Origin of the sequence: Virgibacillus salarius (assembly GCF_039521925.1) — a bacterium.
Lineage (GTDB): Bacteria > Bacillota > Bacilli > Bacillales > Amphibacillaceae > Virgibacillus > Virgibacillus salarius.
Map to the genome: position 1 here is coordinate 56069 of NZ_BAAACY010000088.1, position 21670 is coordinate 77738.

The following is a 21670-nucleotide window of genomic DNA, read 5'->3' on the forward strand; positions in this document are numbered from 1 at the left end:
AAACCATAATTTATTTTTGAGAACTGAAAATAAATTATGGTTTTTTAGCCAATCATCCAGTCCATTGCTTATGGGTAAGATTAACTCTTGTATGGTGTAGTAAACTGATACTGTGAAACGAATTATTTCCATAATGTTATTGCGAAGATTTGTTTAAACGTTCTTTAATGGTAAAGCCCATTATAAGACTAACAAAGGCTTTTTGCTGTTGAAGAGAATAGAAGGTGCATACACAATTTTAATTGATGAACCTAAAGCTGCCTTTTTAATATTTCTTAATCTAGAATTACTTCTACCCTCTGCTTTACCACTATTTGTGATACGGTTCCCCTCTATTAATCCGAAACCCACGATAAACCTGCTCCAACAATACCAAGCGCATCAATTGATGAGGAAATGTCATTTTTGAAAAGGACAATGCTAAGTCGCTTCGTTTTTGTACTCCCTCACTGATTCCTAAAGACCCACCAATGACAAAGGCGATTTTACTTTTACCGTATGTAGCTAGCTCGTCCATTTTCTTGGCTAGCTGTTCTGAGCTTAGCATCCTGCCATTGACCTCTAGTGTGATGACATAGGTGTCTGCGGAAAGCTGTGATAAGATGCGCTCGCCCTCCCTCTCCTTGACCTCCAGCATTTCTGCTTCGCTCATATTTTCTGGTGCTTTTTCATCCGCTACTTCTTTTATCGACACTTTGGCGTAAGCGTTTAACCGTTTCATGTATTCGTCAATACCTTGCTTCAAGTATTTTTCTTTTAATTTTCCAACCGATACAATCGTAATTTTCATAATACGTAACTTCCTTTTTCGAATTTTTCTATCCCTTATTTCAGCATAATACCATACAACCCATTTCCTTCAACTTACCAATTAAAAACTACACCACCAACCAAACAACAGCATATAGTGCGAACATACAAACAAGACTAATACAAAGTAACATCCTTGTTGTTCGCTTCGATAAACGCTGCATTTGTTTTCCTCTATACCAACCTGAGAATTGATACTTATTTCGATAAAAAATATAGATGACCCCTACTACCCCTACTCCTTGAAGAAGTCGAAAGAAGAACAAATATCCATTGTCCTCGATTAGTTCTTGAACGTCTAGGTTGGTCGTATTTTCAAAAACACCATTCACAACTATTCCAATTAACACAAAAAAGAAAACTATAACCACAAGCACACGGACAATTTCCAATATAGCTGATAGCATAACCTTCATCCCCAACACCCCATCGTTTTTTCTTTACTATAACAAATTCTCCTCGCAGTTTACATACATAAATCTTCCAAAAATTAACTTGTCCTCTTGAATTCTTTCTTGTATTATATATCTATATGATATATATCATATAGATAGGAATGAACAAATATGAATAAAACCTACAATCACACCACCTATGCATTGCTTGGAATATTAACGACAGATTGTCGTACGGGGTATGAGATAAAGCAATTGATCGATCAGAGCTTAACTCACTTTTGGAAAATTAGCTATGGACAGATTTATCCAACCTTAAAAAAGCTAGTAGCCGATGAGTTAGCAACCGTTACGACGACAGCTCAGGATGGGAAGCCAGATCGCAAAGAATACACCTTAACCGCAGAAGGTAAAAAAGCGTTACAGGAATGGCTGGAGAAGCCGCTTCAGCAGATTCCTGTCGAGCGAAATGAAGTCATTTTGAAGCTTTTCTTCAGTCGCCACCAGCGTACAGAGCATACCTTAGCGCTACTACAGGACTACAAGCAGAAATTACAGGAGCGTTATGAAACCTATCAATCCATCGAACATATGATCAAAGGCAGCCACCTAGAAAGCGCGGATGCAAACTATTGGCTGTACACGTTGGATTATGGCAAGCGGATGACGAAAGCCACCATGGAGTGGTGTGAGGTAACCAAGGGACAAATCAATCAGGAGGAGGATTAAGATGGGGAAAAAGATCTTTCACGGTCGCTATACGACAGAAAATGATGAGGATATGGTTGTCTTTCTAATTGGCATGCGGATTAATCGTCGGCTGGCTGTTCACAAATGGCTGCCTGTTTTTACTGCAATGCCTGGCATGATTAAGGAGCTGTATACACATCAAGAGGAGTTAGGGTTTCTAGCGATGGAGAATTACTTCGGCTTACGAACAACGGTGATGATCCAATATTGGCAGTCGACAGAGCATTTGTTGAACTATGCAAGGGGGCAGAAGCATTTGGCTGCTTGGCAGGCATTTAATCAAAAGGCGAGCGCTACGAATGCTGTTGGTATCTATCATGAAACATATGTTGTTCCAAAAGGGAACTATGAATCGATATATGGAAATATGCCATTATATGGGCTTGGGAAAGCAAGAAAGCATATCCCGATCACAAAAGAACGAATCACTGCTAGTAAGCGATTGAAGGCTCAAAAATAACATCCGCAAATAACACTTGGGTGCAATCAACTAGCCATCCCATTATAGGAGTAAATCATAACAATCCTTTCCAATCAATCATAGCTCCTCCATCGATTTTATAAGTAAGAGTCATCCATAGTACTTATAAAATCTATCAAGCTGCTACATTCATCTAGTTGCCATATCAACCGAAAAGCTTACATTTTATCTAGCTACTCGATTGCTAAAGCTCCAATCCATCGTCCATAAAACAAAAAGTCATTCTTCATCAATCACTGTTTTGATGAGAATGACTTTAGCTTGCACTTATAAGGATTGCCCATTGGAAGTAATCACAGCTTGATACCAATGGTAGCTTTGCTTTTTAATTCGCTCCAATGTTTTAAGATCCGTATCATCACGATCAATATATACTAAGCCATATCGTTTTCTGAATCCACTTGATGTACTGAGCAGATCGATAAATGACCAAACAACATATCCCCAAACTTGAACCCCATCCTGCATAGCTAAATGCAATTGGAATAAGTGATTTCTTAGAAAATCAATTCGCTCTTCATCAAGAATTTCCTTCTTCTCCGTTAATTCATCTATCGTACCAATTCCATTTTCTGTAATCAGCACAGGAACATCATACCGATCATAGATATCATTCAATAAATATCGCAATCCGACTGGATCAATCTCCCAATCCCACTGCGTTTTATTCGTATAAGGATTAGCTGCTCCCTCGTACAAACCAGGGATATTTTCAAATTGTGTCTCGTCAGCTTCCCCATCATAATTAAGCTTTAATTCTTTCTCCGCTGTATCCTTTGGTACAAATTTCACAACACGAGATTGATAGTAATTGATCCCGATAAAATCTGGCTTGGCCGTCTTGATGCATGCCATATCTCCAGGTTCTATCGTTGGCTCTACTCCTTTATGGACCATATAATTCCACACCGATTGTTTGTACTTCCCCTTCATGTAAAGATCCATAAACAAATAGGTTCTTAAATCATCAGCATGTTTGGCAGCTAAGATATCCTCTGGCTTGGCCGATGCAGGATAGTTAGGAATGATCCCTAATGCTGGACCAATTTTCGCATCGGCAATCGTTTGCCGACAACGGTGGATAGCCTTAGCATGCGCGACTGTCATAATATGATTCATTTCAAATTTCTGCTTTTCTAATGGGAGCTGCTCATCAAACTCCATTAAATAAGGAAGTTGAAACATGTTACTCTGTTCATTAATCGTAATCCAATACTTTACATCATTACCAAAATGATCGAATAGCACCTGACAGTATTCTTCAAAATCTTTGATTATCTTCCGTGACGACCATCCCCCATACTCATCTTGTAAGCATTGAGGAAGATCAAAATGATAGATTGTAACAATTGGCTCAATATGGTATTCTTTCAGTTTAGCTATGATGTTTCGATAAAAATTAATTCCTTCTTGATTGACCGCTCCTCTACCATTGGGAAGGATACGAGGCCATGAAATAGAGAAGCGATAGGCTTTTAAACCTAAGTCCTTCATCAATTCAACATCAGTTTCCCAAAGCTGATAATGCCCAGAAGCAACACTAGGATCCGCATATTGGTTATTGATATTTTTTTCAACAACCGATAGTGTTTTACCATTCGTTAGATGTGCACCCTCACACTGATAAGCAGATGTACCAGCTGCCCAAAGGAATGACTCCGGAAACGTAGAATTTGTTGTATAAAGCATCTTTCACCACACCCATCTCATGATTTTTTAACTTTCTATCTATATTTTGCTACTGTTCATCTGAACGCTATATCATGGACAACGGGCCAGTAAACTAGCTTGACCATTATTTTTTCTCTAGACGGCTAATTCTCTCATCGAGACCGCGACAGATCGTTACTAGATTTTTTGCCGTATTCCACTCACTCATCACCGTCATGAGATGATCCTGAGCATGCGTAAATAATAGCGAGAACGTAATTTCCTCTCCTCTGGCTTCACCTTGAATCGTATCTGTTTGTACAGAATGAGCCGTTGTTATATGCTCTTTAGCCTGCGCCAACTTTTCTTCAGCAGTTGTGAAAGCAAAGACTTCCATCTCCTTTAATGCTGCTTGAATCTCTTCTCGTGCATTACCGGCTGCCAAAATAATTTTCATTGCAACCTCATGAATATTTTCCGTATTCTTTTCCATAAAACAGCCTCCTTTACTACTCCGTAGCCTCTTCTTTAACCTTTTGATTATCATAAACTTTAAAGAATGGATACCAAATGATAAATGATACTACTAGAATAAGAACTAATAAAATCAATCCTCGAAAATCAGTATTAACTAAGAAAGTAGAAATTCCACTGGTAAATACCATAACTGCAATACCTCTGATGGTATCGTAACCATCCCAAGGTTTAAAACAACATACGTAATAACTGGTATGATGATTCCGTTTAGCCACATCGGCACCATGAGAATCGGATTAAAAGCAATAGGTGATCCGAAGATAACCGGTTCGTTAATATTAAAAATAGAAGGTACTATCGTTACTCGTCCTATGGCTTTTAAGTGCTTCGATTTAGCGAGCAACACCATGAGCACAACTAAAGGAAGTGTCGTACCCATTCCGCCAATCCATACCCATGCCATCATTGTTTCAAACACATGAATGTTTTCCGGCTGTATGCTTTGGCTTACATTAGCGGCATTTTGTTCTACACCCGAAACCCAGATCGGAAAAATGATCGGGTAAAGCGCCCAAGGGCTAATTCCAAACGTATATAAAAACACACATAAAAACGTGATTAATACAAACCCGACAAAGCTTTGACCAATTTGATTTAAAGGCTCAAACAGGCTAATAATTACCAGATAAAGGTCAAAGTCCCAAACAAATGTGAATAGCCATCCGCCAAGCAACAATAATGTTATAGGCAAAATGGTATCAAACCATACGATAATGAAATCAGGTAGTGAACTAGAGCTTTTAAAAAAAGAAAATTTACTAAACTGATAAAAGACAAATCCGACTAATAGCCCGACAAATAACGAAACAAACATACCATTCGCTCCAAACCTTTCAAAAGCAAAGGATATGGCTCCTTCATCCGTAAATTCGGGTGCGAGTAACATTAAAAACATCGCTGCCCCAGTTAATCCAGCAACTAGTCGCCTATCTGTTTTCTTTAACTTATCCATAATGAAATAGGGAGTTAAAAATGCAATAAATAAGCTCATTAATCCAAACGAAAAATCACTTATTGGCTGTAGGTTAGGCATACCAGAAATAAAATCATTTAAAATCGATATCAGTGTTATTAAAGAGCCTACGAGAATAAGTGGCAAAACACCCATAATTGCTTCTTGAATAGCTGAAACCCAAGCATTTCTTGTGATTTTGTTCATCCGAGGTGCAAATGATTCATTCATCCATTGAATAAATTTTTTCATGCTATATTTCACCCTCTATGATTATTATTTTTCTTCGAGTTGATGAATAATAATATCTAAGCCCTTTTCTCCATCTAGCAGGCCATATGTGGATGGATCAATTAGTGTGCAAGGAATGCCGCTTCCATTTAGCTGCTGTTCGATATCCTGTTGGATATAGCTAAGGTGTGGGGCAATGAGTACAACGTCAATTTGATTCATATATTCTCTTAATTCAGATTCTCCGCGAGCAATTACTTCGATTTCCATTCCTCTTTTTTTCGCCGCTTTCCGTATATTCTGAGCCAAAAATCCACTAGATGCTCCTCCACTACAAATTAAAAGTGCTGTTTTTTCCATTGAAGCTCCTCCTCATTACTTGTTGTACTGTAATTATGTAACAAATCCTTATAGGTTTACCAATCAACTTATTGCCTACTGTTCGGCAAAAAGCTGATTATAAAATGACTAAAAAATAGGGTAAGCTATAATATAATAAGGTTTGAGAAGAAATGGTTGAGAAGGCTTTGCACGTTATTGTTTCGAATCGGCTACTCTTTTTTGAACAAATACTAGAAGGAAGTGGGGGTGCCTTCATGCGTAAGGATAAGAAGGAATTACTTATTGAATACTTGCAGGAGAAAAATGATTGGGTCCAAACAAAAGAGCTAACAGAACTCTTGAATATTTCACCGCGTACGTTGAGAAATTATATCTCGCTTTTCAATCATCCTTCATCCGATGTACACATTGAATCCTCTCATCTTGGTTATCGCTTCGTTGGTTTTCGGAAGAATGATATGCCTCATGAGAAAAAATCTGAAGCAAGCCGATCCGTTATTCAAACGCCGTCACAACGTATGTATTATATGTTACAACAGCTTGTCTTACTGCCAGAGGGGATCGACCTCTTTGAAATAAGTGATTACCTCCATATCAGTATGCCTACGGTGGAAAGAGATATGCAAAGCTGTCGATCATTTTTAAAAAACTTTGATTTACAGCTATGTCGAAAAAAAGATCAGCTCTCCTTGAGTGGTTTGGAAAGAAATAAGCGTAAACTGATGAGTGTCATTTATTTTAAAGAATATAATACAACCTTTTATAATATTATTGATTTGGAAGAGGTGTATGATTATGACCTTCATGCGTTTCGCGATCGCCTGTTACAAATCTTAAATAATCATGGCTTAGACATTAATGAATATACCATTGGTAACATTATCTACCATATCGTCATCTCGATTGAACGTATCAAGGACGAACAATATATCCAAAAATTTTCATATGAATTTGAACAGCCGTTAATTCCAGCCGAGGTGCTAACTGAGGTTAAACATTTGATAGAAGACTATTTTCATGTGTTTATTAGTAATGCTGAAATGAACTACCTGCAATCATTATTAGCAAGTAAAACTACCATTAATCTAAAAGATGAGCGCTCAACTAATCTATTCAACAGCTTTATCAATGATAAGTACATCCATTTAGTACAAAAGATTATCGAAAAGGTTAACGATAGCTATCTAGTTGATCTTGCCGATGAAGAATTTCAAGCAAAGTTTGCCCTGCATATTAAAAATATGTCGGTAAGGGCGGCGAGTGGATTTTCATCCAAGAACCCGTTAACCCAGACTATTAAAACCTCCTCTCCGCTTATTTATGATCTAGCGGTATTTATTTCAAACATCATCACGGAAGAGGAGCATGTAAAGCTACCTGAGGATGAAATCACGTATATAGCCTTACATGTTGGGAGTTGCCTAGAATTAAAACAACATACAATGACAAAGATTCAGGCTATCCTAATTACTCCCGGCTATTATGATATACACAAAGATATACAGAAAAAAATACGAAAGCATGTTGGCAATCAGATAACATTCAAACAGGTAATTACGCAAATGGATTATCAGTTATCAATGAATGCAGATATGATCATCACTACAATGCCGACAACCGCTTCTGGGAATACTCCTACGCTAACGATAAGTCCTTTTGTATCAGACTATGACTTGATAAAGATTCGCGATGAAATAGAGCGCTTAAAAGCAGCCAAGGCTAGAGCAAGAATGAAGCAACAACTACTTTCACTATTTGATGAGCGTCTATTTGTCCGAGGTAAATCATTTGCCAATGAAACAGAAACAATAAACTATTTAGGAAAGAAGATGATAGATCATGGACTTGTTCCTAAAAACTATCTTGGAGATGTACTCAAACGGGAGAAGATGTCTTCCACAGCGTTTAATCAAATTGTCGCTGTTCCGCACTCCATGAAAATGGACGCCTTACAAACAACTATTGCTATTCTTATACCCAAGCAACCGATCCATTGGGGAGAAAGTGACAACGTCCGCATTGTTTCACTGATTGCAATGAGCCAAAAGGAAAGAAAGATCTATCGGGAAATTTATGATGAATATATAAAAGTGTTAACAAATCCGGCAAACGTTTCCCAACTTGCAACATCAACTAACTTTCAGGAATTTATTGACCAATTGTCAATATTAATGGGAAATGACGCTTAATCTTAGGAATAGAACAAAACAAACTAACAAATGAGATGAGTGATTAAATATCCGAAACACGGTGCGTATATGAAAAAACAGGATATCTCCTTCTCTATTGAGTAATCCTTAAATTTTAAATATATTGGGCCATATGATAGATATTTTCATCATAAAAAAGCTACCATGAAAGAATGTATGCAGACTTTCGAGGTAGCCTTATATTTCCTCTATTATTAACCTGTTAATATATCTTCCTTAGGATGAGCTATCTCTTCGGACAGCTCCCTTCCTCTCTTTCTACCATTTCACTACATAGCTAGCTTCATAACGATTCATTTTATCAATTAATGCTGCTGGCTCTTCGGCAACAATAATCATATCGCGATATTCCTTTTTCATAAATCCTTCATCAATTGTATGGTCTAGCATTTGAATTAGTGGATCGTAAAAGCCGTTGACATTCAATAAAGCGATTGGCTTATCATGATATCCTAATTGTGCCCATGTAAACACCTCGAACCATTCCTCTAACGTTCCCGCTCCACCTGGTAATGCTACAAAACCATCGGCTAAATCTGCCATTTTTGCCTTACGCTCATGCATCGTTTCTACTACATGAAGCTCTGTTAAATGCTCATGGGCAATTTCTACATCCATTAGCTTTTGGGGGATTACGCCAATCGCTTGGCCACCTTGATCTAACACAGCATTTGCCACAGCTCCCATACAACCGACCTGGGCACCGCCATATACCAAGGTTTTATTGTTTGCTGCCATCGCTTCACCTAGTTGCTTTGCGTTTTCTATATAAACACTGTCCTGACCAGCGCTTGAGCCACAGAATACAGCAATTCGCTTCAAATCCATCCTCATCACCCTCATTTCTTGATTGTCATACTTCCATTATATCATTCTCACATCAAGTTGCTGCATTTTAATTTATTATGTTTCCTTATCTAATTATTATTGAGAATGGCACCTTCAATAAACGCTACAGCTCTACTAGTCATTTTAGTAAATTCGCAGTTTTCATTACAATCGATTTTATATAAAAATTTTTGTTTACTAGACTCTTGTCATGTGGTTTTCGCCCATTTTTCAAAAAAAGAATTTGCAAGATAGAGAGGGATTTACGTGACCTTCCTAGAAATAAAGAATTTGATACGCAAATAAGTTTTGCTGGAGGAGCAGTTTGTAAATATTTATTTCAAACAACAGTCGATACGTATGGAGGTAAAGACAGGCTTGTAAAATACTTTCCTAAGTGGGTGTTGTAATTGAATCATTTAAATAGTGATTTTAATAGAATAGGATTATTAGACTTAATATTTATAGTTCCTATGTTTATGTTATTTTCTTATTTACCTAGCTATAATGTTTGGAGTGTATTATTAAACATAGTTATTTTTTATATTTTTTGCTTTTGGTTTAGCTATGGCTTTTCACATTATTGTTGACTCCATTAAAAAAAAGAAGAGCCATTGACTTTCAACCTGATTAAAATGAATCTGACAAAAGTATTCTATTCACATAATAATCCGAACCATTGTGATATGCTCCCTTTATCGTAGACAGAGAAAATAAAAATTCTCTTACTACTATGAAGGGAGTATTTATTGTGTTTAAAAGAACACCAAGCAGACTGATATTATGTCAATAAAATAGATGCAGCGAATGGGGAGAATTTTTCTTTTCCCTACCGTGCCTCGCTTACTGCCCTCTCTGTTAGGAGAAGGATAATACCTTCTACACAGTGTATGGTTTAAGCGCTTATCATACTTCTTTTCATCGTTAATCGGTGACATGTATTGATTAGTTAAGCCTTTACATTTTATATTTTGACTTTTGCTACAAAATGAGATACATTACTAATAGACGAACAATCATAATATATTATATAAAATCATTCGGATTTTGGGGTGTAAATCATGGAAAATGTATTTGATTACGAAGATATTCAGCTAATTCCTGCAAAATGTATGGTGAATAGCCGTGCAGAATGTGATACAACTGTTACGTTAGGTGGAAACACCTTTAAATTACCAGTCGTTCCTGCAAATATGCAGACGATCATAGATGAAAAGATTGCTTTGTTTTTAGCAGAAAATGATTACTTCTATATCATGCACCGCTTCGAACCAGAGAAGCGTATTGCCTTTATCAAAGATATGCAAGCGCGAGGCCTAATTGCTTCGATTAGCGTTGGTGTAAAAGAAGAAGAGTATGGATTTGTGAAGCAACTAGCTGATGAGCAGCTAACACCAGAATATATCACCATTGATATCGCTCATGGTCATTCAGAAGCAGTTATTAAAATGATCAAGCATATTAAACAGCATGTACCTCAAAGCTTTGTCATTGCTGGAAACGTTGGAACACCTGAGGCGGTTAGAGAATTAGAAAATGCTGGTGCTGATGCGACAAAAGTGGGAATCGGCCCTGGGAAAGTATGTATTACTAAAATAAAAACAGGCTTTGGTACAGGTGGCTGGCAATTGGCGGCACTTCGTTGGTGTGCAAAAGCAGCAAGCAAGCCTATTATTGCCGACGGTGGCATCCGGACACACGGTGATATCGCGAAATCCATTCGCTTTGGTGCAACCATGGTAATGATCGGTTCATTATTCGCAGGGCATGAGGAATCCCCTGGCGAAACGATTGAAAGGGACGGTAAGGTGCTGAAGGAATATTTCGGCTCTGCCTCTGAATTTCAAAAAGGGGAAAAGAAAAATGTAGAGGGAAAGAAAATGCTTGTGGAGCATAAAGGCTCCCTTACAGATACGCTAAAGGAAATGGAGCAGGATCTACAATCATCGATTTCTTATGCAGGTGGCAACAAGCTGGAGTCGATTCGCCATGTAGACTATGTTGTCGTTAAGAACTCCATCTTTAATGGGGATAAAGTTTACTAATTACGGCTGATGAATAACTTGGTATTTCAAAAGGGACATACGAATAGCCGGGATCTTTTTCAACTAGTCGGTAAGATCCGCCAGATAAGATAATCTTTTAAACTAGCTCTCCTAAAATAGATAAGTAATGGAAGCCGAACTAGCATCCGTGGATACGACGTTATATCCGGATCATAGTTCGGCTTATTTTTGAAATGGTAATACGTCTTACCGAAAAAACTAGATTCCGAGGGATCTGCTAAGAAAATAGCATCTGTCCATAGAACCATGTATCGGAAAATAAATTAACGCTGACAATAACCGCAGGAAGCATCCTCTATGTCAAATTACGATGAAAGCATAAAATGATTATACGGCTTTCAAGATCGCTCCCCTTATAGCACCTCTTTCACTAGACCCTTCTACCTAAATTTTCGTTCAATTCTACGAAAACTGCTATACTAGATGTAGCCAAATCCGCTCGGTAAGGAGGGGGTATTTCCGTGTGGGAATTATTATTAACCATGATAGAACGGATTGGGATTCTCGTTACGATCGCATTCATCTTAACAAGGTTCCGATTCTTCCGCAGTATGTTCTATCAAAATCAACTGAATCGCAGACAGCAATTTACCGCCATTCTATTCTTCGGCTTCTTCGGCATTATCGGTACATATTCAGGTGTTAGTCTCAGCACAGAAAATTTGGAATTTCACCGTTGGGCAGCGGACCTATCGGCTGATGAAGCAATTGCCAACTCGCGTGTTATCGGTGTGGTAATTGCAAGCCTGCTTGGCGGTCCAACGGTTGGAATTGGCGCAGGGATCATTGCCGGATTACATCGATTTACCTTAGGCGGATTTACGGCAATTGCCTGTGGTCTTGCCACGATAATCGCTAGTATCCTTGCTAGTCTATTTTATAAAAAGCATAAACGGGTGAGACTGCAAACCGCATTTATTATTGGTGCGCTTGCGGAGTCCCTGCAAATGTTAATTATTTTAATGATTGCCCAGCCGTTTGAACAGGCAAGCGCACTTGTGAACATTATTGGCATTCCCATGATTTTAGCAAATGGGCTTGGATCTGCACTATTCCTGCTCGTCATTAAAAATGTATTAAGCGAGGAAGAAAAAGTAAGCGCTCTCCAAGCGCAGAAGACGCTTCGTATTGCCGATCAGACGATTTCTCACCTACAGCATGGATTAACACCAACGGCGGCTGAAGCCGTTTGTCATATTATCCATCAGGAAATTCAAACGAGTGCTGTTTCGATTACGAATCGTTCGGAAATATTAGCACATGTTGGGCTTGGACATGATCACCACCGTACCAATAGTCCGATCCAAACAAAGATTACGCTTGATGCCATCCAACAGGGGAAGGTCTTGATTGCCAATCAGGAGTCGATTCATTGTGCAGTTACGAATTGCCCCTTAGGCGCAGCAGTTATTGCACCACTTAGACAATGCGGAAAGACAATTGGCACCTTAAAGTTCTATTTTCGCTCGGAAAAGGAGATTACAAACGTAACAAAAGAGCTGATTAAAGGACTTAGTTCTATGATTAGTCACCAACTTGAAACGGCAGAGGTAGATCGTGCCTATCAGCTGGCAAAAGAGGCAGAGATAAAAGCGCTTCAAGCACAGATTCGTCCACACTTCTTGTTTAATACGCTGAATACGACTATCTCCTTAATCCGCTTAGATCCAGGTAAAGCCCGGAAAATGCTCATGTCTCTCTCTCATTTTCTCAGGCAGAATCTATCAGCTACGACCCAAAGCACGATCACCTTACAACAGGAATTGGCTCATGTGAAGGCTTATTTATCCATTAAAGAAGAACGATTTAAAAATAAATTAACGGTTAGCTATGAAATCGATCCTTGTGTACTTAACCAGCTTATTCCGCCACTTACGCTACAACCAATAATTGAAAACACCATGAAGCACGGCTTTAAGGATAAAGAAACAGATTGCATGCTGAAAATAAAAATAAACCGGAATCAAGATAGAATTTGCATTTATGTAGCAGATAATGGCAAGGGAATGAACACAGAGCTGGCTGAGCAAGTCATTCAAGCGCCTATTGATTCAGCCTCTGGCAGTGGCTTGGCCCTGTACAATGTAAATAGAAGATTAAGCATTATGTTTGGCGAGGATGCTTCGCTGCAAATCAGCAGTAGCATTAATCAAGGAACTTCTATTCAGTTTTCCATACCCTATAAGGAGATGTCACAACAATGGATCAGTTAATTCAAACACTTATTGTGGATGATGAATTATATAGTAGAGATGAATTGAAGCATTTATTAAGCAGCTTTCCTTCTATTCAGCTCGTTGATGAAGCTGCGTCTGGCGAGGATGCTGTGATAAAGGCCCTTCAGCACCAGCTAGATGTTATCTTCTTGGATGTAGAAATGCCAAAGATGGATGGGATGAAGGCAGCAGAAGCCATTCGAAAGCTGAAGCATGCACCGTTAATTGTGTTTGCAACTGCCTATCCACAATTTGCAGCGGAGGCATTCCGTCATGATGCTGTGGATTATTTGCTGAAGCCCTATGATGAGGAGCAATTACAGGAGACAATTCAACGAATTGAAAATAAATTATTTACTAGCCAGCAGACCGATAAAACGAAACCAACAGGTAAGCTAGCCGTTGAGGCGGATGGGGAGATCTTTTATCTGGAGCCAAAAGAAATTCTCTATATGTCACGGGTGGATAAATTAACAAAGCTGATTACGAAGACCGGCGAATATGAAACGAAGATCCCATTAAAGGAATTAGAAAGCAGGCTGCTTGCATACGGATTTTTCCGGATTCATAAAAGCTTCTTAGTGAATTTAGAATATGTTAGCCGGTTAACCCCATGGTTCAATGGTGCCTATCACCTGCATGTAGATGGACATGACGAAGTGTTATCCGTAAGCAGGAATTATGCCAAAGCATTAAGACAGCGTTTAGAAATCTAGTAAGCTATTTCACATCTTAATAGAACAAGCTAACATGTTAATCTGATTTTTCTACGTGTTATTCTCCATTCCCCCTTTCTTTCTTAGGTTTCTTTTATACTTTATGTAATCGCATTCATTTATAGAAATAGGGGGAGAGCGCGTTGTATACTTTTTTAGCTGGAATTGCACTACTGATTATCGGTTATTTCACATATGGTAAATTCATTGAAAAATTATTCGGTGTAAAACAGGAGCGAGCAACACCTGCTTATGTAAACGCTGATGGGGTAGATTATATTCCAATGAGCACCGCAAAAAATTCATTTATCCAGCTGTTGAATATTGCTGGTACTGGCCCTGTATTTGGACCAATTATGGGAGCACTCTATGGACCAGCAGCCTTCATTTGGATTGTTGTTGGCTGTATTTTTGCAGGTGCGGTACACGATTATTTAACAGGGATGATTTCCATTCGTAATCGTGGTGCCCATTTACCGGAATTAGCTAGTAAATTTTTAGGAAAGGCCATGAAGCATATTGTAAATGCATTCGCTGTCCTGCTCCTTTTATTAGTAGGTACGGTATTTGTCTCAACACCAGCCAGCCTGCTTCACTTACTGACAGATGGTAGTGTTGCCGTGTGGATCTTTATTGCTGCTATTTTTGTTTATTATATTGTCGCTACATTACTTCCAGTAGATAAAATCATTGGCAGACTCTATCCATATTTTGGCGCACTGCTATTACTAAGTGCACTTGGCGTTGGTGTTGGATTAGTAGTCACTGGTGCACCGATTCCTGAGCTGTCCTTACAAAACTTCCACCCAGACCATGCACCTATCTTTCCTTTATTATTTTTTACCATTACTTGCGGTGCGCTTTCTGGATTTCATGCAACGCAGACACCGATTATTTCGCGTACAACGAAGAAGGAAAAAGAAGGACGTAAAATTTTCTACGGTATGATGATTGCTGAAGGGATTATTGCAATGATTTGGGCAGCGGCAGCGATGAGCATGTTTGATGGCTATCAAGGACTAAGTGATATCTTAGCAGCTGGCGGACCAGGAGCAATTGTAAGTGAATCCTCCACAGTATTACTAGGAGCAATCGGTGGAACACTTGCTGTCCTAGGTGTCATCGTTTTGCCAATCACGTCCGGAGATACTGCATTTCGTAGTGCAAGAATGATTATTGCAGATTATCTGAAGATCGCTCAGAAAAAGCTATCCAGCCGCTTATGGATTGCCTTACCACTGTTTGCTATTTCGGTTGTCTTAACGCAAATTGACTTTAATATTTTATGGCGTTACTTTAGCTGGGCGAACCAAGCCACAGCTGTGATCGCGCTATTTGTAGGAGCGATGTATCTTTATATCGCAAAGAAAAATTACTTTGTTTCACTCATACCAGGTACATTCATGCTTGTTATGGTAATCGCCTATATCCTATCCCAGCAAATCGGCTTCGGCTTACCGATGAACGTTGCTTGGGCCGGTGGTGTCATTGGAACGATAATCCTACTTGTCCTATTCTTTAAGGCTGCGAAGAAGGCTCGAGCAAACAATGTTCCGTTGGAAGAGGATATCTCCAATTGGGACAGCGCTGCATAAGTAAATTTATCTATGAAGGGGTATTGTCTTAATGAGCAATACCCTGTTTTTTTGTACAACGATGCCTTCATATTATTCATTTGCGTATATCTTTTGAAACTTTGTACGATTTTCAGAGGAGGTATAGAACTTATCCGTATCTTACTTTATAATAAATAGCATCATCGGAAGGGGGATAATAGCATGCCAATTAATGTACCTAAGCAATTACCTGCACGTCATGTGTTAGAGGAAGAGAACATCTTCTTAATGGATACGGATCGGGCGACGACACAAGATATTCGTCCGTTAAATATAGTTATTGTCAATCTAATGCCTGAAAAAGAACGCACGGAAACACAATTACTGCGTTTATTAGGTAATTCGCCATTACAGGTTACCGTTACATTCCTTCATACAGCAACACATGAATCAAAGACAGTTAGTCCGTCCCATTTAAATCAATTTTATAATACATTTGCCAATATCAAGAACCAGCGATTTGATGGCATGATTATTACTGGTGCACCTGTGGAGCTCATGCCTTTTGAACAGGTTGATTACTGGGAAGAGCTTTCTGAAATTATGGAATGGTCGAAAACACATGTTACCTCTGTCTTACATATCTGTTGGGCTGCCCAGGCAGCACTTTATTATCATTATGGTATCGGCAAATTTGAGCTACCCGCTAAATGCACAGGGGTGCTCTCTCATACAGTGGCAAATTCTACTGTAGAGCTTGTCCGTGGATTTGATGAGGAATACTTAGCACCACATTCCCGTTATACGGGTACATCAGCGGAGGAAGTGGAAAAGAATGATAAGCTGCTACTCCTGTCATCGACGTTAGACAATGACCCATTTATTATCTTGTCTAAGGATGAAAAACACGTGATGGTTACTGGTCATTTGGAATATGATGATCTTACGCTTGCGGACGAATATTATCGCGATCGAAATAAAGGCATCGATGCAGCTGTTCCTAAAAATTACTTTCCCAACGATAATCCGGAAATAAAACCATTAAACCGCTGGCGCTCCCATGCACATTTACTGTTCTCGAACTGGCTTAATTACTACGTCTATCAAGAAACACCATATGAATGGAAATAGGCCAAAAATGGTCATCCGGTAAGACGGATAAGCTAGAAATAAAAAGCAAGTGTGGTAAATAGCATCCCACTGTCTTACGGGAGGTATCGGTGAGATCCCGCAGCATTAGGGGCTCACCAGCCGCCCACGGCAAGCGAAGGATATTTCCGAGTAGCTTCGTTTCATGAACATCATTTCTAGTTATTTTTTCTTTGATTCAAACACTTTTCCTTCTTCCCCAACGGATTTGGCTCCTTTCGTAAATGTGGCTGTCACAGAAAGGGTGCTTCCACTCATGCTCCATTAGGTATCTGACATATGTTGGTTCTTTTTATACCAATTCATTACAAAGGGCTTCTTTGCTTTGCTGTAGAACCTCGTGTCATCATAGCGGATTGATAAACGCTCCTTTTAGCTACCATAGCGTTCGACTCCCTCTGGATGAGCGCGAAGCATAGAATTATCATATCTTTAGCATATTGGCTTCTTATCGGCTAAATGAACAGGGTTACTGCTATGAACCGTAAAGAAAGGTACTGTATACGGCTTTCATGATTCTTTGACTTTTTCACCTTTTACGTTGCGATTTATAAGATGAACCCTATCACTAAGACTTACTTGGTGAATTTGTGGTACATAATGTTTGCATATTAACGTGAAATAACTTTATTTCTATTTTACACCTTCCTTACCAATCATCTATCCATAGTTTGTAAGGTGTACATTTGCAGTACTTTCGGAATAAGGATTTGAGCCTATTAGCATAAAAGGGACAGATTGTGGAATCACACTAGATACTTCTTTCTTTATAGAGAGGGTTTAGTTGAATAGTCCCTAAAGGAATATTAATGTTAGTTCGCAGAACGCGGAACTGTTGGTACTTGTGAGAAAATAAAATGTGTTACAGTTTGTGCGTACGGATTTACTTCTTCTATGAATTTCTCCGCTTTTGATAAGTTTTCAAAGTGCATTTTAAGCATGTAACAAGCATTTCCAGCTATACGATAACAAAAATGTACGTTTGGGAGTTTTAGAATAAAGTTTTTGAACGACGTATAGTCCCCATTTTTGACTGTTGCTTCAATTATACATTGGATAGGTAGACCTAATTTCTCATAATCGATTTCTAATGTATAGCTTTTAATAATACCGAATGATTCCATTTGTCTAACCCGTTCTGTTACAGAAGGAGAAGATAGGTTAACTCTTCTTCCAAGTTCACTCATAGATAAGCGACTATTTTTATGTAATTCATCTAAAATCTTTCTGTCAACATTATCAATTTTCATTTTTAAATAAATCCTCCTAATATCGTTAATTGTTTAATTAATTTATCGATTACTCATTATAAATTTAATGTTATTTTTGTATTAAATCTTCTAAAATTAAATATAGCAAAGGAGGATTTTAAATGGCAAGAATTAAGGAATCAAGTTTCGGAGACTCACCATTTCAACGACTTTTAGGACACAACGTAGAAGTAATGAAAGGATGGTCACATTTAGGGAAAGTATTAGAAAAAGGAGGATTGCTTTCTTCTGAATTAAAGGAGCAAATAAGGAGAACGTTAGCCCAAAGTAATGGTTGTGAGTATTGTAAAGTGAAAGGTAAACCTAATCCTGATAAGTTTGATGAAAAAACTTCTATTGCGGTTGCTTTTACGGAGGTGTTTTTAAAGCTAAGGGGGAATATACCAACTTCAACTTTTAACGTTTTACAGGAATGCATGACTGAAGAAGAAATCAGTGAACTTTGTGCTTTTATTTCGTTTACTACTGCTTCACAGTACTTTGGAGCTATGATGAAATTAGAACCTGTAAAGAAATAATTTTAAATATAAAAGCTCTTCCTAACTAGTTGCTTTTGTTTAATAAGGCTTTTAATGATCTTCAACAAAATCGGCTAATAAACTATATTTCTTCATGCTATACTAAAATTGTGTATGACAAAAAAACCTTCCGAATCTAACAGTAGGAAGGTTTTTCATTTTATAGGTAGTGATTTCACTTCCTAGCAACTCGCGAAGAAATCGCGCTTCCTGCTCAAACATTTGTACCCATTTTTTATCGTAATCTGTTAATCGCACCTTCATCACCCGAGCCCTCCCTTATAAAATACACAGCATATTGTTTCCTTCAATGAATCCTGTTCAAGATAGCAAACGCTTCATTAGCCGTCAACGGTTAATGGAGCAAATAATAGCTAAGCCACCACATACATCATGTGATGGCTTATATATCATAAAGAGGTTTTCATTCAACCAGACAACGAGTATAGTACAGCTGACCTTGAATCAAGCATCTTCCATTTATCTATTTCATCTTTATTCTTCATTGATCTAGCTAATACCCGCCATAATACGGTGGGTAAGGGGGTGGATAATAGCCGTAGCCACCATCATCGAACGCATTCACAAGTGTTCCTGCTAAAAGCCCGCCAGCTAACCCACCAATTAGTGGAACGCCGAACCCGCCGAAAAACGGGCCACCGAATCCGGAGCTTCCAAACCCTGGGCCGCCGAATCCTGGGCCACCAAATCCAGGACCTCCAAACCCTGGACCTCCAAATGGTGGTCTGCCAAAGCCTCCTTTAAATCCTGGGCCAGGACCAAATGGTGGTCTACGTTCAACATCTTCCTGTACATAAAATTGTTGCTCAGGAGGCATCACCGCAGGCATATTCCAATCTCCATTCATAGAACTTCCCTCACTTCCATATTGTCTATGAAAATAGGATATGCATTTGCCCAGCAAAACTATTGGGCGATTATACTAGGACATAAAGGGATTTTCCTTATTCCCCTCGTCTTTATATTCAGATATCCAGCTACGAAGCGCCTTCAAGGAGCAACGTATATTTCCGGAGCAAATTTATATACCATTATCTTCGATCGCAGCAATAGATTTTTTTACATTAGAAAAACGGAGCAAAATTCGCTCAATCCTTATCACTAAATGCTCAGATTTACGCTCCCTCTAGTAGCTATTATGGAATAATAGCTACTGCTTACTTGACCACCACTCCGGCTGCCCACTTCCCTTTCCGTGGGGTTTGTCCTTCAGCTAACTTTTTTAGCAAAACCCGCTCAAAAAAGTGGATCTTCAGGTCAAACATTTCCCACAGGAGTTGAAGTGGCCGGCCTTCGCTATTACCAGCCTCTACAACGCTAGCATGAAGTAACACAGCTGCTTTTATACTCACGGATAGCAATTTTTTTACTTTACCCATTGGAAAAAAAGTCAACCTATTACTTATGACAAGAATTGTTGCACCTTCGCATAGCGGAGACGAATTACGTAGACTCCTGCGGGATTAGCACAAGCCGAAAATCCACTTTGCAACGTGTTCTTCTTTGCAAAGTTAGTTGAGGCCGTGCCCGCGGAAAGCGAAGTAATTAGTCGGAGCATTGCCAATATACATCTAACATTTCAAAATAACTACTTGGCTTAACGCAGTCATTGCACTGATTTTATACTTTCTTAACTTTGAACAAAAGGGAGCAATACGCTCTCCCTTTTTGGTTATTAAATAAAACAAATGAATTGCTTTATTTAAATAATACATTTGTAGATACAAATGAAAAAATCGCTAATATCACCAGAATCACAACTAACGTATAAATTGTTTTTTTAACTCTTGACATATCCACTTACCTTTCCCTTGTTGGTTACACTTACACACGACATTTTCCATCCTTATACATCCAAGCCCCTTTAAAAACAAATGAGATAGCCATATTTGCCTGAGAATACGCACTTGTTTTTGAATGACCTTCTATTTTTCCAAGAAAACTAAAGGGCTTATACCGTTATCGATAGTCTCCTCTTTCCTTCCAATGGATATATGACGTTTACCAGACAAATCAAACAGCTCTACTCGTAAAACAAATGATGGAGCATTCGATCCTTATTCTCAAAAAACTGCCGCATCATAGCATAATGACTTGTCTCTTCTAACGTCGTTTCCCGTATACCCGAATCCGATAATTCAAATAATAGAGACTGTGGATACGCCATAAGAATTGGTGAGTGGGTGGATATAATAAATTGTGAGCCATTTTCTACTAATTCATGAATGCGCGTAAGCATGGACATTTGTCGTAACGGTGATAAAGCCGCTTCTGGTTCATCTAATATATAAAGACCATTCCCTTGAAAACGATGAATAAAAGTTGCGAAAAAGGCCTCTCCATGAGATTGCTCATGTAAAGATTTACCTCCAAAGGAGTCAATAATACGTGGCCCAGCCATTGGCTGACTATCCATCACTTCAATATTCGTTGCTACATTGTAAAACGACTCTGCACGAAAGAAAAAATGATCGATCGGGCGCTGGACACCTTTACTAATCCGAATATAGTTATCTAAAGGTGAATGCGAATCATAGCTGGAAAAGTTAAAATTCCGCGTACCTCCCTCTGGATTAAAGCCTAATTCTACAGCAATTGCCTCTAACAGTGTTGATTTACCCATGCCATTTTCACCGATGATATACGTAACATTTGGATGAAAATCTAACACTCCCAAATGACGAATAACGGGTAGATCGAATGGGAATGTATCAAAGGAAGGCACTTGCTCCTGTTTTAACTGTAAGCTTTTTAAAAAAGTATTTTCAGATGTTAATCTAGGCATAGGGAATCACCTCTGCATAACGAGCTCTTTTTCTTTTCATTTTAGCATTCCAAGCTACATTTAGCGATAGCCATCTTCAACGTAAAAGAGCTGCCCAAAAAGCAGCTCTACTCCGACATAACTGAATATACAATTCAATATTCTCGTAAGTAAACCTCTTTCACACACAAATTCTTCTCCCGAAGG

Annotated in this window: 22 protein-coding genes; 10 read left to right on the forward strand and 12 right to left on the reverse strand. The window is 38.6% G+C overall.

Annotation, left to right across the window (positions count from 1 at the left end; genetic code table 11):
* Positions 1-310: 310 nt before the first annotated feature.
* Together rlmH and ABDZ84_RS11660 are read right to left on the reverse strand one after the other, a co-directional pair.
* Positions 311-790 carry a 23S rRNA (pseudouridine(1915)-N(3))-methyltransferase RlmH gene (gene rlmH / locus ABDZ84_RS11655; RefSeq protein ID WP_166530290.1) on the reverse strand — a complete coding sequence of 160 codons (480 nt, stop codon included), beginning with the start codon at positions 788-790 and terminating at the stop codon, positions 311-313.
* Between the two features lie 88 nt (positions 791-878).
* A complete protein-coding gene (locus ABDZ84_RS11660) occupies positions 879-1226 on the reverse strand; it encodes a hypothetical protein (RefSeq protein WP_166530291.1) in 348 nt (115 codons plus the stop codon).
* 150 nt (positions 1227-1376) lie between these two features.
* Here ABDZ84_RS11660 and ABDZ84_RS11665 point away from each other — a divergent pair, with 150 nt between their 5' ends.
* Both ABDZ84_RS11665 and ABDZ84_RS11670 read left to right on the forward strand, forming a co-directional pair.
* Positions 1377-1934, forward strand: coding sequence for a PadR family transcriptional regulator (locus ABDZ84_RS11665; RefSeq protein ID WP_343781585.1), 558 nt, complete (start codon positions 1377-1379; stop codon positions 1932-1934).
* A gap of 1 nt (position 1935) precedes the next feature.
* A complete protein-coding gene (locus ABDZ84_RS11670; protein ID WP_343781587.1) occupies positions 1936-2415 on the forward strand; it encodes a DUF4188 domain-containing protein in 480 nt (159 codons plus the stop codon).
* Positions 2416-2703: 288 nt separating this feature from the next.
* Here ABDZ84_RS11670 and ABDZ84_RS11675 read toward each other — a convergent pair whose 3' ends face one another.
* The 4 genes from ABDZ84_RS11675 to ABDZ84_RS11690 form a co-directional block, all read right to left on the reverse strand.
* Complete coding sequence (locus ABDZ84_RS11675; protein ID WP_343781589.1) at positions 2704-4125, reverse strand: glycoside hydrolase family 1 protein; 1422 nt, start codon at positions 4123-4125, stop codon at positions 2704-2706.
* 106 nt (positions 4126-4231) lie between these two features.
* Positions 4232-4579 (reverse strand): PTS lactose/cellobiose transporter subunit IIA, encoded by a 348-nt coding sequence (locus tag ABDZ84_RS11680; RefSeq protein WP_026681927.1) that lies wholly within the window; start codon positions 4577-4579, stop codon positions 4232-4234.
* Between the two features lie 138 nt (positions 4580-4717).
* Positions 4718-5827, reverse strand: coding sequence for a PTS transporter subunit EIIC (locus ABDZ84_RS11685; RefSeq protein WP_343781592.1), 1110 nt, complete (start codon positions 5825-5827; stop codon positions 4718-4720).
* A 24-nt stretch (positions 5828-5851) separates the two neighbouring features.
* Positions 5852-6166: a PTS sugar transporter subunit IIB gene (locus tag ABDZ84_RS11690; protein ID WP_026681926.1), complete on the reverse strand. Its 315-nt coding sequence runs from the start codon at positions 6164-6166 to the stop codon at positions 5852-5854.
* 236 nt (positions 6167-6402) lie between these two features.
* Here ABDZ84_RS11690 and ABDZ84_RS11695 point away from each other — a divergent pair, with 236 nt between their 5' ends.
* The gene (locus ABDZ84_RS11695) at positions 6403-8337 is read left to right on the forward strand and encodes a BglG family transcription antiterminator (protein WP_343781594.1); all 1935 of its coding nucleotides are present in this window, start codon (positions 6403-6405) and stop codon (positions 8335-8337) included.
* 279 nt (positions 8338-8616) lie between these two features.
* Here the strand turns inward: ABDZ84_RS11695 and ABDZ84_RS11700 are convergent, their stop codons facing one another.
* Positions 8617-9180, reverse strand: a complete 564-nt coding sequence (locus tag ABDZ84_RS11700; RefSeq protein ID WP_026681924.1) for an LOG family protein — start codon at positions 9178-9180, stop codon at positions 8617-8619.
* Positions 9181-9665: 485 nt separating this feature from the next.
* Between ABDZ84_RS11700 and ABDZ84_RS11705 the strand changes: the two genes are divergently transcribed.
* The 6 genes from ABDZ84_RS11705 to metA all read left to right on the forward strand — a co-directional run bounded on the left by ABDZ84_RS11705 (position 9666) and on the right by metA (position 16871).
* Positions 9666-9776 carry a DUF6007 family protein gene (locus tag ABDZ84_RS11705; protein ID WP_425542122.1) on the forward strand — a complete coding sequence of 37 codons (111 nt, stop codon included), beginning with the start codon at positions 9666-9668 and terminating at the stop codon, positions 9774-9776.
* 471 nt (positions 9777-10247) lie between these two features.
* A complete protein-coding gene (gene guaC / locus ABDZ84_RS11710) occupies positions 10248-11231 on the forward strand; it encodes a GMP reductase (RefSeq protein ID WP_343781595.1) in 984 nt (327 codons plus the stop codon).
* 482 nt (positions 11232-11713) lie between these two features.
* Entirely contained in the window at positions 11714-13465 is a 1752-nt protein-coding gene (locus tag ABDZ84_RS11715) for a LytS/YhcK type 5TM receptor domain-containing protein (protein WP_343781598.1), read from the forward strand.
* Entirely contained in the window at positions 13453-14184 is a 732-nt protein-coding gene (locus tag ABDZ84_RS11720) for a LytR/AlgR family response regulator transcription factor (RefSeq protein WP_343781601.1), read from the forward strand. Before ABDZ84_RS11715 ends, ABDZ84_RS11720 begins: the two co-directional genes overlap by 13 nt.
* Positions 14185-14327: 143 nt before the next feature.
* Positions 14328-15779: a carbon starvation CstA family protein gene (locus tag ABDZ84_RS11725; RefSeq protein WP_343781603.1), complete on the forward strand. Its 1452-nt coding sequence runs from the start codon at positions 14328-14330 to the stop codon at positions 15777-15779.
* Between the two features lie 183 nt (positions 15780-15962).
* A complete protein-coding gene (metA, locus tag ABDZ84_RS11730) occupies positions 15963-16871 on the forward strand; it encodes a homoserine O-acetyltransferase MetA (RefSeq protein ID WP_026681917.1) in 909 nt (302 codons plus the stop codon).
* A gap of 830 nt (positions 16872-17701) precedes the next feature.
* Here the strand turns inward: metA and ABDZ84_RS11735 are convergent.
* Positions 17702-18139: an Lrp/AsnC family transcriptional regulator gene (locus ABDZ84_RS11735; RefSeq protein ID WP_026681916.1), complete on the reverse strand. Its 438-nt coding sequence runs from the start codon at positions 18137-18139 to the stop codon at positions 17702-17704.
* Between the two features lie 122 nt (positions 18140-18261).
* Here ABDZ84_RS11735 and ABDZ84_RS11740 point away from each other — a divergent pair, with 122 nt between their 5' ends.
* Complete coding sequence (locus ABDZ84_RS11740; protein WP_026681915.1) at positions 18262-18678, forward strand: carboxymuconolactone decarboxylase family protein; 417 nt, start codon at positions 18262-18264, stop codon at positions 18676-18678.
* A gap of 102 nt (positions 18679-18780) precedes the next feature.
* On the opposite strand, the gene ABDZ84_RS11745 is transcribed toward ABDZ84_RS11740, so the two are convergent.
* The 4 genes from ABDZ84_RS11745 to ABDZ84_RS11760 form a co-directional block, all read right to left on the reverse strand.
* A complete protein-coding gene (locus tag ABDZ84_RS11745) occupies positions 18781-18942 on the reverse strand; it encodes a GrpB family protein (protein WP_161629279.1) in 162 nt (53 codons plus the stop codon).
* Between the two features lie 250 nt (positions 18943-19192).
* Positions 19193-19546 (reverse strand): hypothetical protein, encoded by a 354-nt coding sequence (locus ABDZ84_RS11750; RefSeq protein WP_343781606.1) that lies wholly within the window; start codon positions 19544-19546, stop codon positions 19193-19195.
* A gap of 310 nt (positions 19547-19856) precedes the next feature.
* The gene (locus ABDZ84_RS11755) at positions 19857-20078 is read right to left on the reverse strand and encodes a hypothetical protein (RefSeq protein ID WP_343781608.1); all 222 of its coding nucleotides are present in this window, start codon (positions 20076-20078) and stop codon (positions 19857-19859) included.
* Between the two features lie 644 nt (positions 20079-20722).
* Positions 20723-21484: an AAA family ATPase gene (locus ABDZ84_RS11760; protein ID WP_026681913.1), complete on the reverse strand. Its 762-nt coding sequence runs from the start codon at positions 21482-21484 to the stop codon at positions 20723-20725.
* Between the last annotated feature and the right edge of the window lie 186 nt (positions 21485-21670).

Bases quoted from the DNA above. Each gene is read 5' to 3' on its own strand.
- rlmH (WP_166530290.1), bottom strand. From the start codon at position 790: ATGAAAATTACGATTGTATCGGTTGGAAAATTAAAAGAAAAATACTTG.
- ABDZ84_RS11660 (WP_166530291.1), bottom strand. From the start codon at position 1,226: ATGAAGGTTATGCTATCAGCTATATTGGAAATTGTCCGTGTGCTTGTG.
- ABDZ84_RS11665 (WP_343781585.1), top strand. From the start codon at position 1,377: ATGAATAAAACCTACAATCACACCACCTATGCATTGCTTGGAATATTA.
- ABDZ84_RS11670 (WP_343781587.1), top strand. From the start codon at position 1,936: ATGGGGAAAAAGATCTTTCACGGTCGCTATACGACAGAAAATGATGAG.
- ABDZ84_RS11675 (WP_343781589.1), bottom strand. From the start codon at position 4,125: ATGCTTTATACAACAAATTCTACGTTTCCGGAGTCATTCCTTTGGGCA.
- ABDZ84_RS11680 (WP_026681927.1), bottom strand. From the start codon at position 4,579: ATGGAAAAGAATACGGAAAATATTCATGAGGTTGCAATGAAAATTATT.
- ABDZ84_RS11685 (WP_343781592.1), bottom strand. From the start codon at position 5,827: ATGAAAAAATTTATTCAATGGATGAATGAATCATTTGCACCTCGGATG.
- ABDZ84_RS11690 (WP_026681926.1), bottom strand. From the start codon at position 6,166: ATGGAAAAAACAGCACTTTTAATTTGTAGTGGAGGAGCATCTAGTGGA.
- ABDZ84_RS11695 (WP_343781594.1), top strand. From the start codon at position 6,403: ATGCGTAAGGATAAGAAGGAATTACTTATTGAATACTTGCAGGAGAAA.
- ABDZ84_RS11705 (WP_425542122.1), top strand. From the start codon at position 9,666: ATGTTATTTTCTTATTTACCTAGCTATAATGTTTGGAGTGTATTATTA.
- guaC (WP_343781595.1), top strand. From the start codon at position 10,248: ATGGAAAATGTATTTGATTACGAAGATATTCAGCTAATTCCTGCAAAA.
- ABDZ84_RS11720 (WP_343781601.1), top strand. From the start codon at position 13,453: ATGGATCAGTTAATTCAAACACTTATTGTGGATGATGAATTATATAGT.
- metA (WP_026681917.1), top strand. From the start codon at position 15,963: ATGCCAATTAATGTACCTAAGCAATTACCTGCACGTCATGTGTTAGAG.
- ABDZ84_RS11735 (WP_026681916.1), bottom strand. From the start codon at position 18,139: ATGAAAATTGATAATGTTGACAGAAAGATTTTAGATGAATTACATAAA.
- ABDZ84_RS11740 (WP_026681915.1), top strand. From the start codon at position 18,262: ATGGCAAGAATTAAGGAATCAAGTTTCGGAGACTCACCATTTCAACGA.
- ABDZ84_RS11745 (WP_161629279.1), bottom strand. From the start codon at position 18,942: ATGAAGGTGCGATTAACAGATTACGATAAAAAATGGGTACAAATGTTT.
- ABDZ84_RS11750 (WP_343781606.1), bottom strand. From the start codon at position 19,546: ATGAATGGAGATTGGAATATGCCTGCGGTGATGCCTCCTGAGCAACAA.
- ABDZ84_RS11755 (WP_343781608.1), bottom strand. From the start codon at position 20,078: ATGGGTAAAGTAAAAAAATTGCTATCCGTGAGTATAAAAGCAGCTGTG.
- ABDZ84_RS11760 (WP_026681913.1), bottom strand. From the start codon at position 21,484: ATGCCTAGATTAACATCTGAAAATACTTTTTTAAAAAGCTTACAGTTA.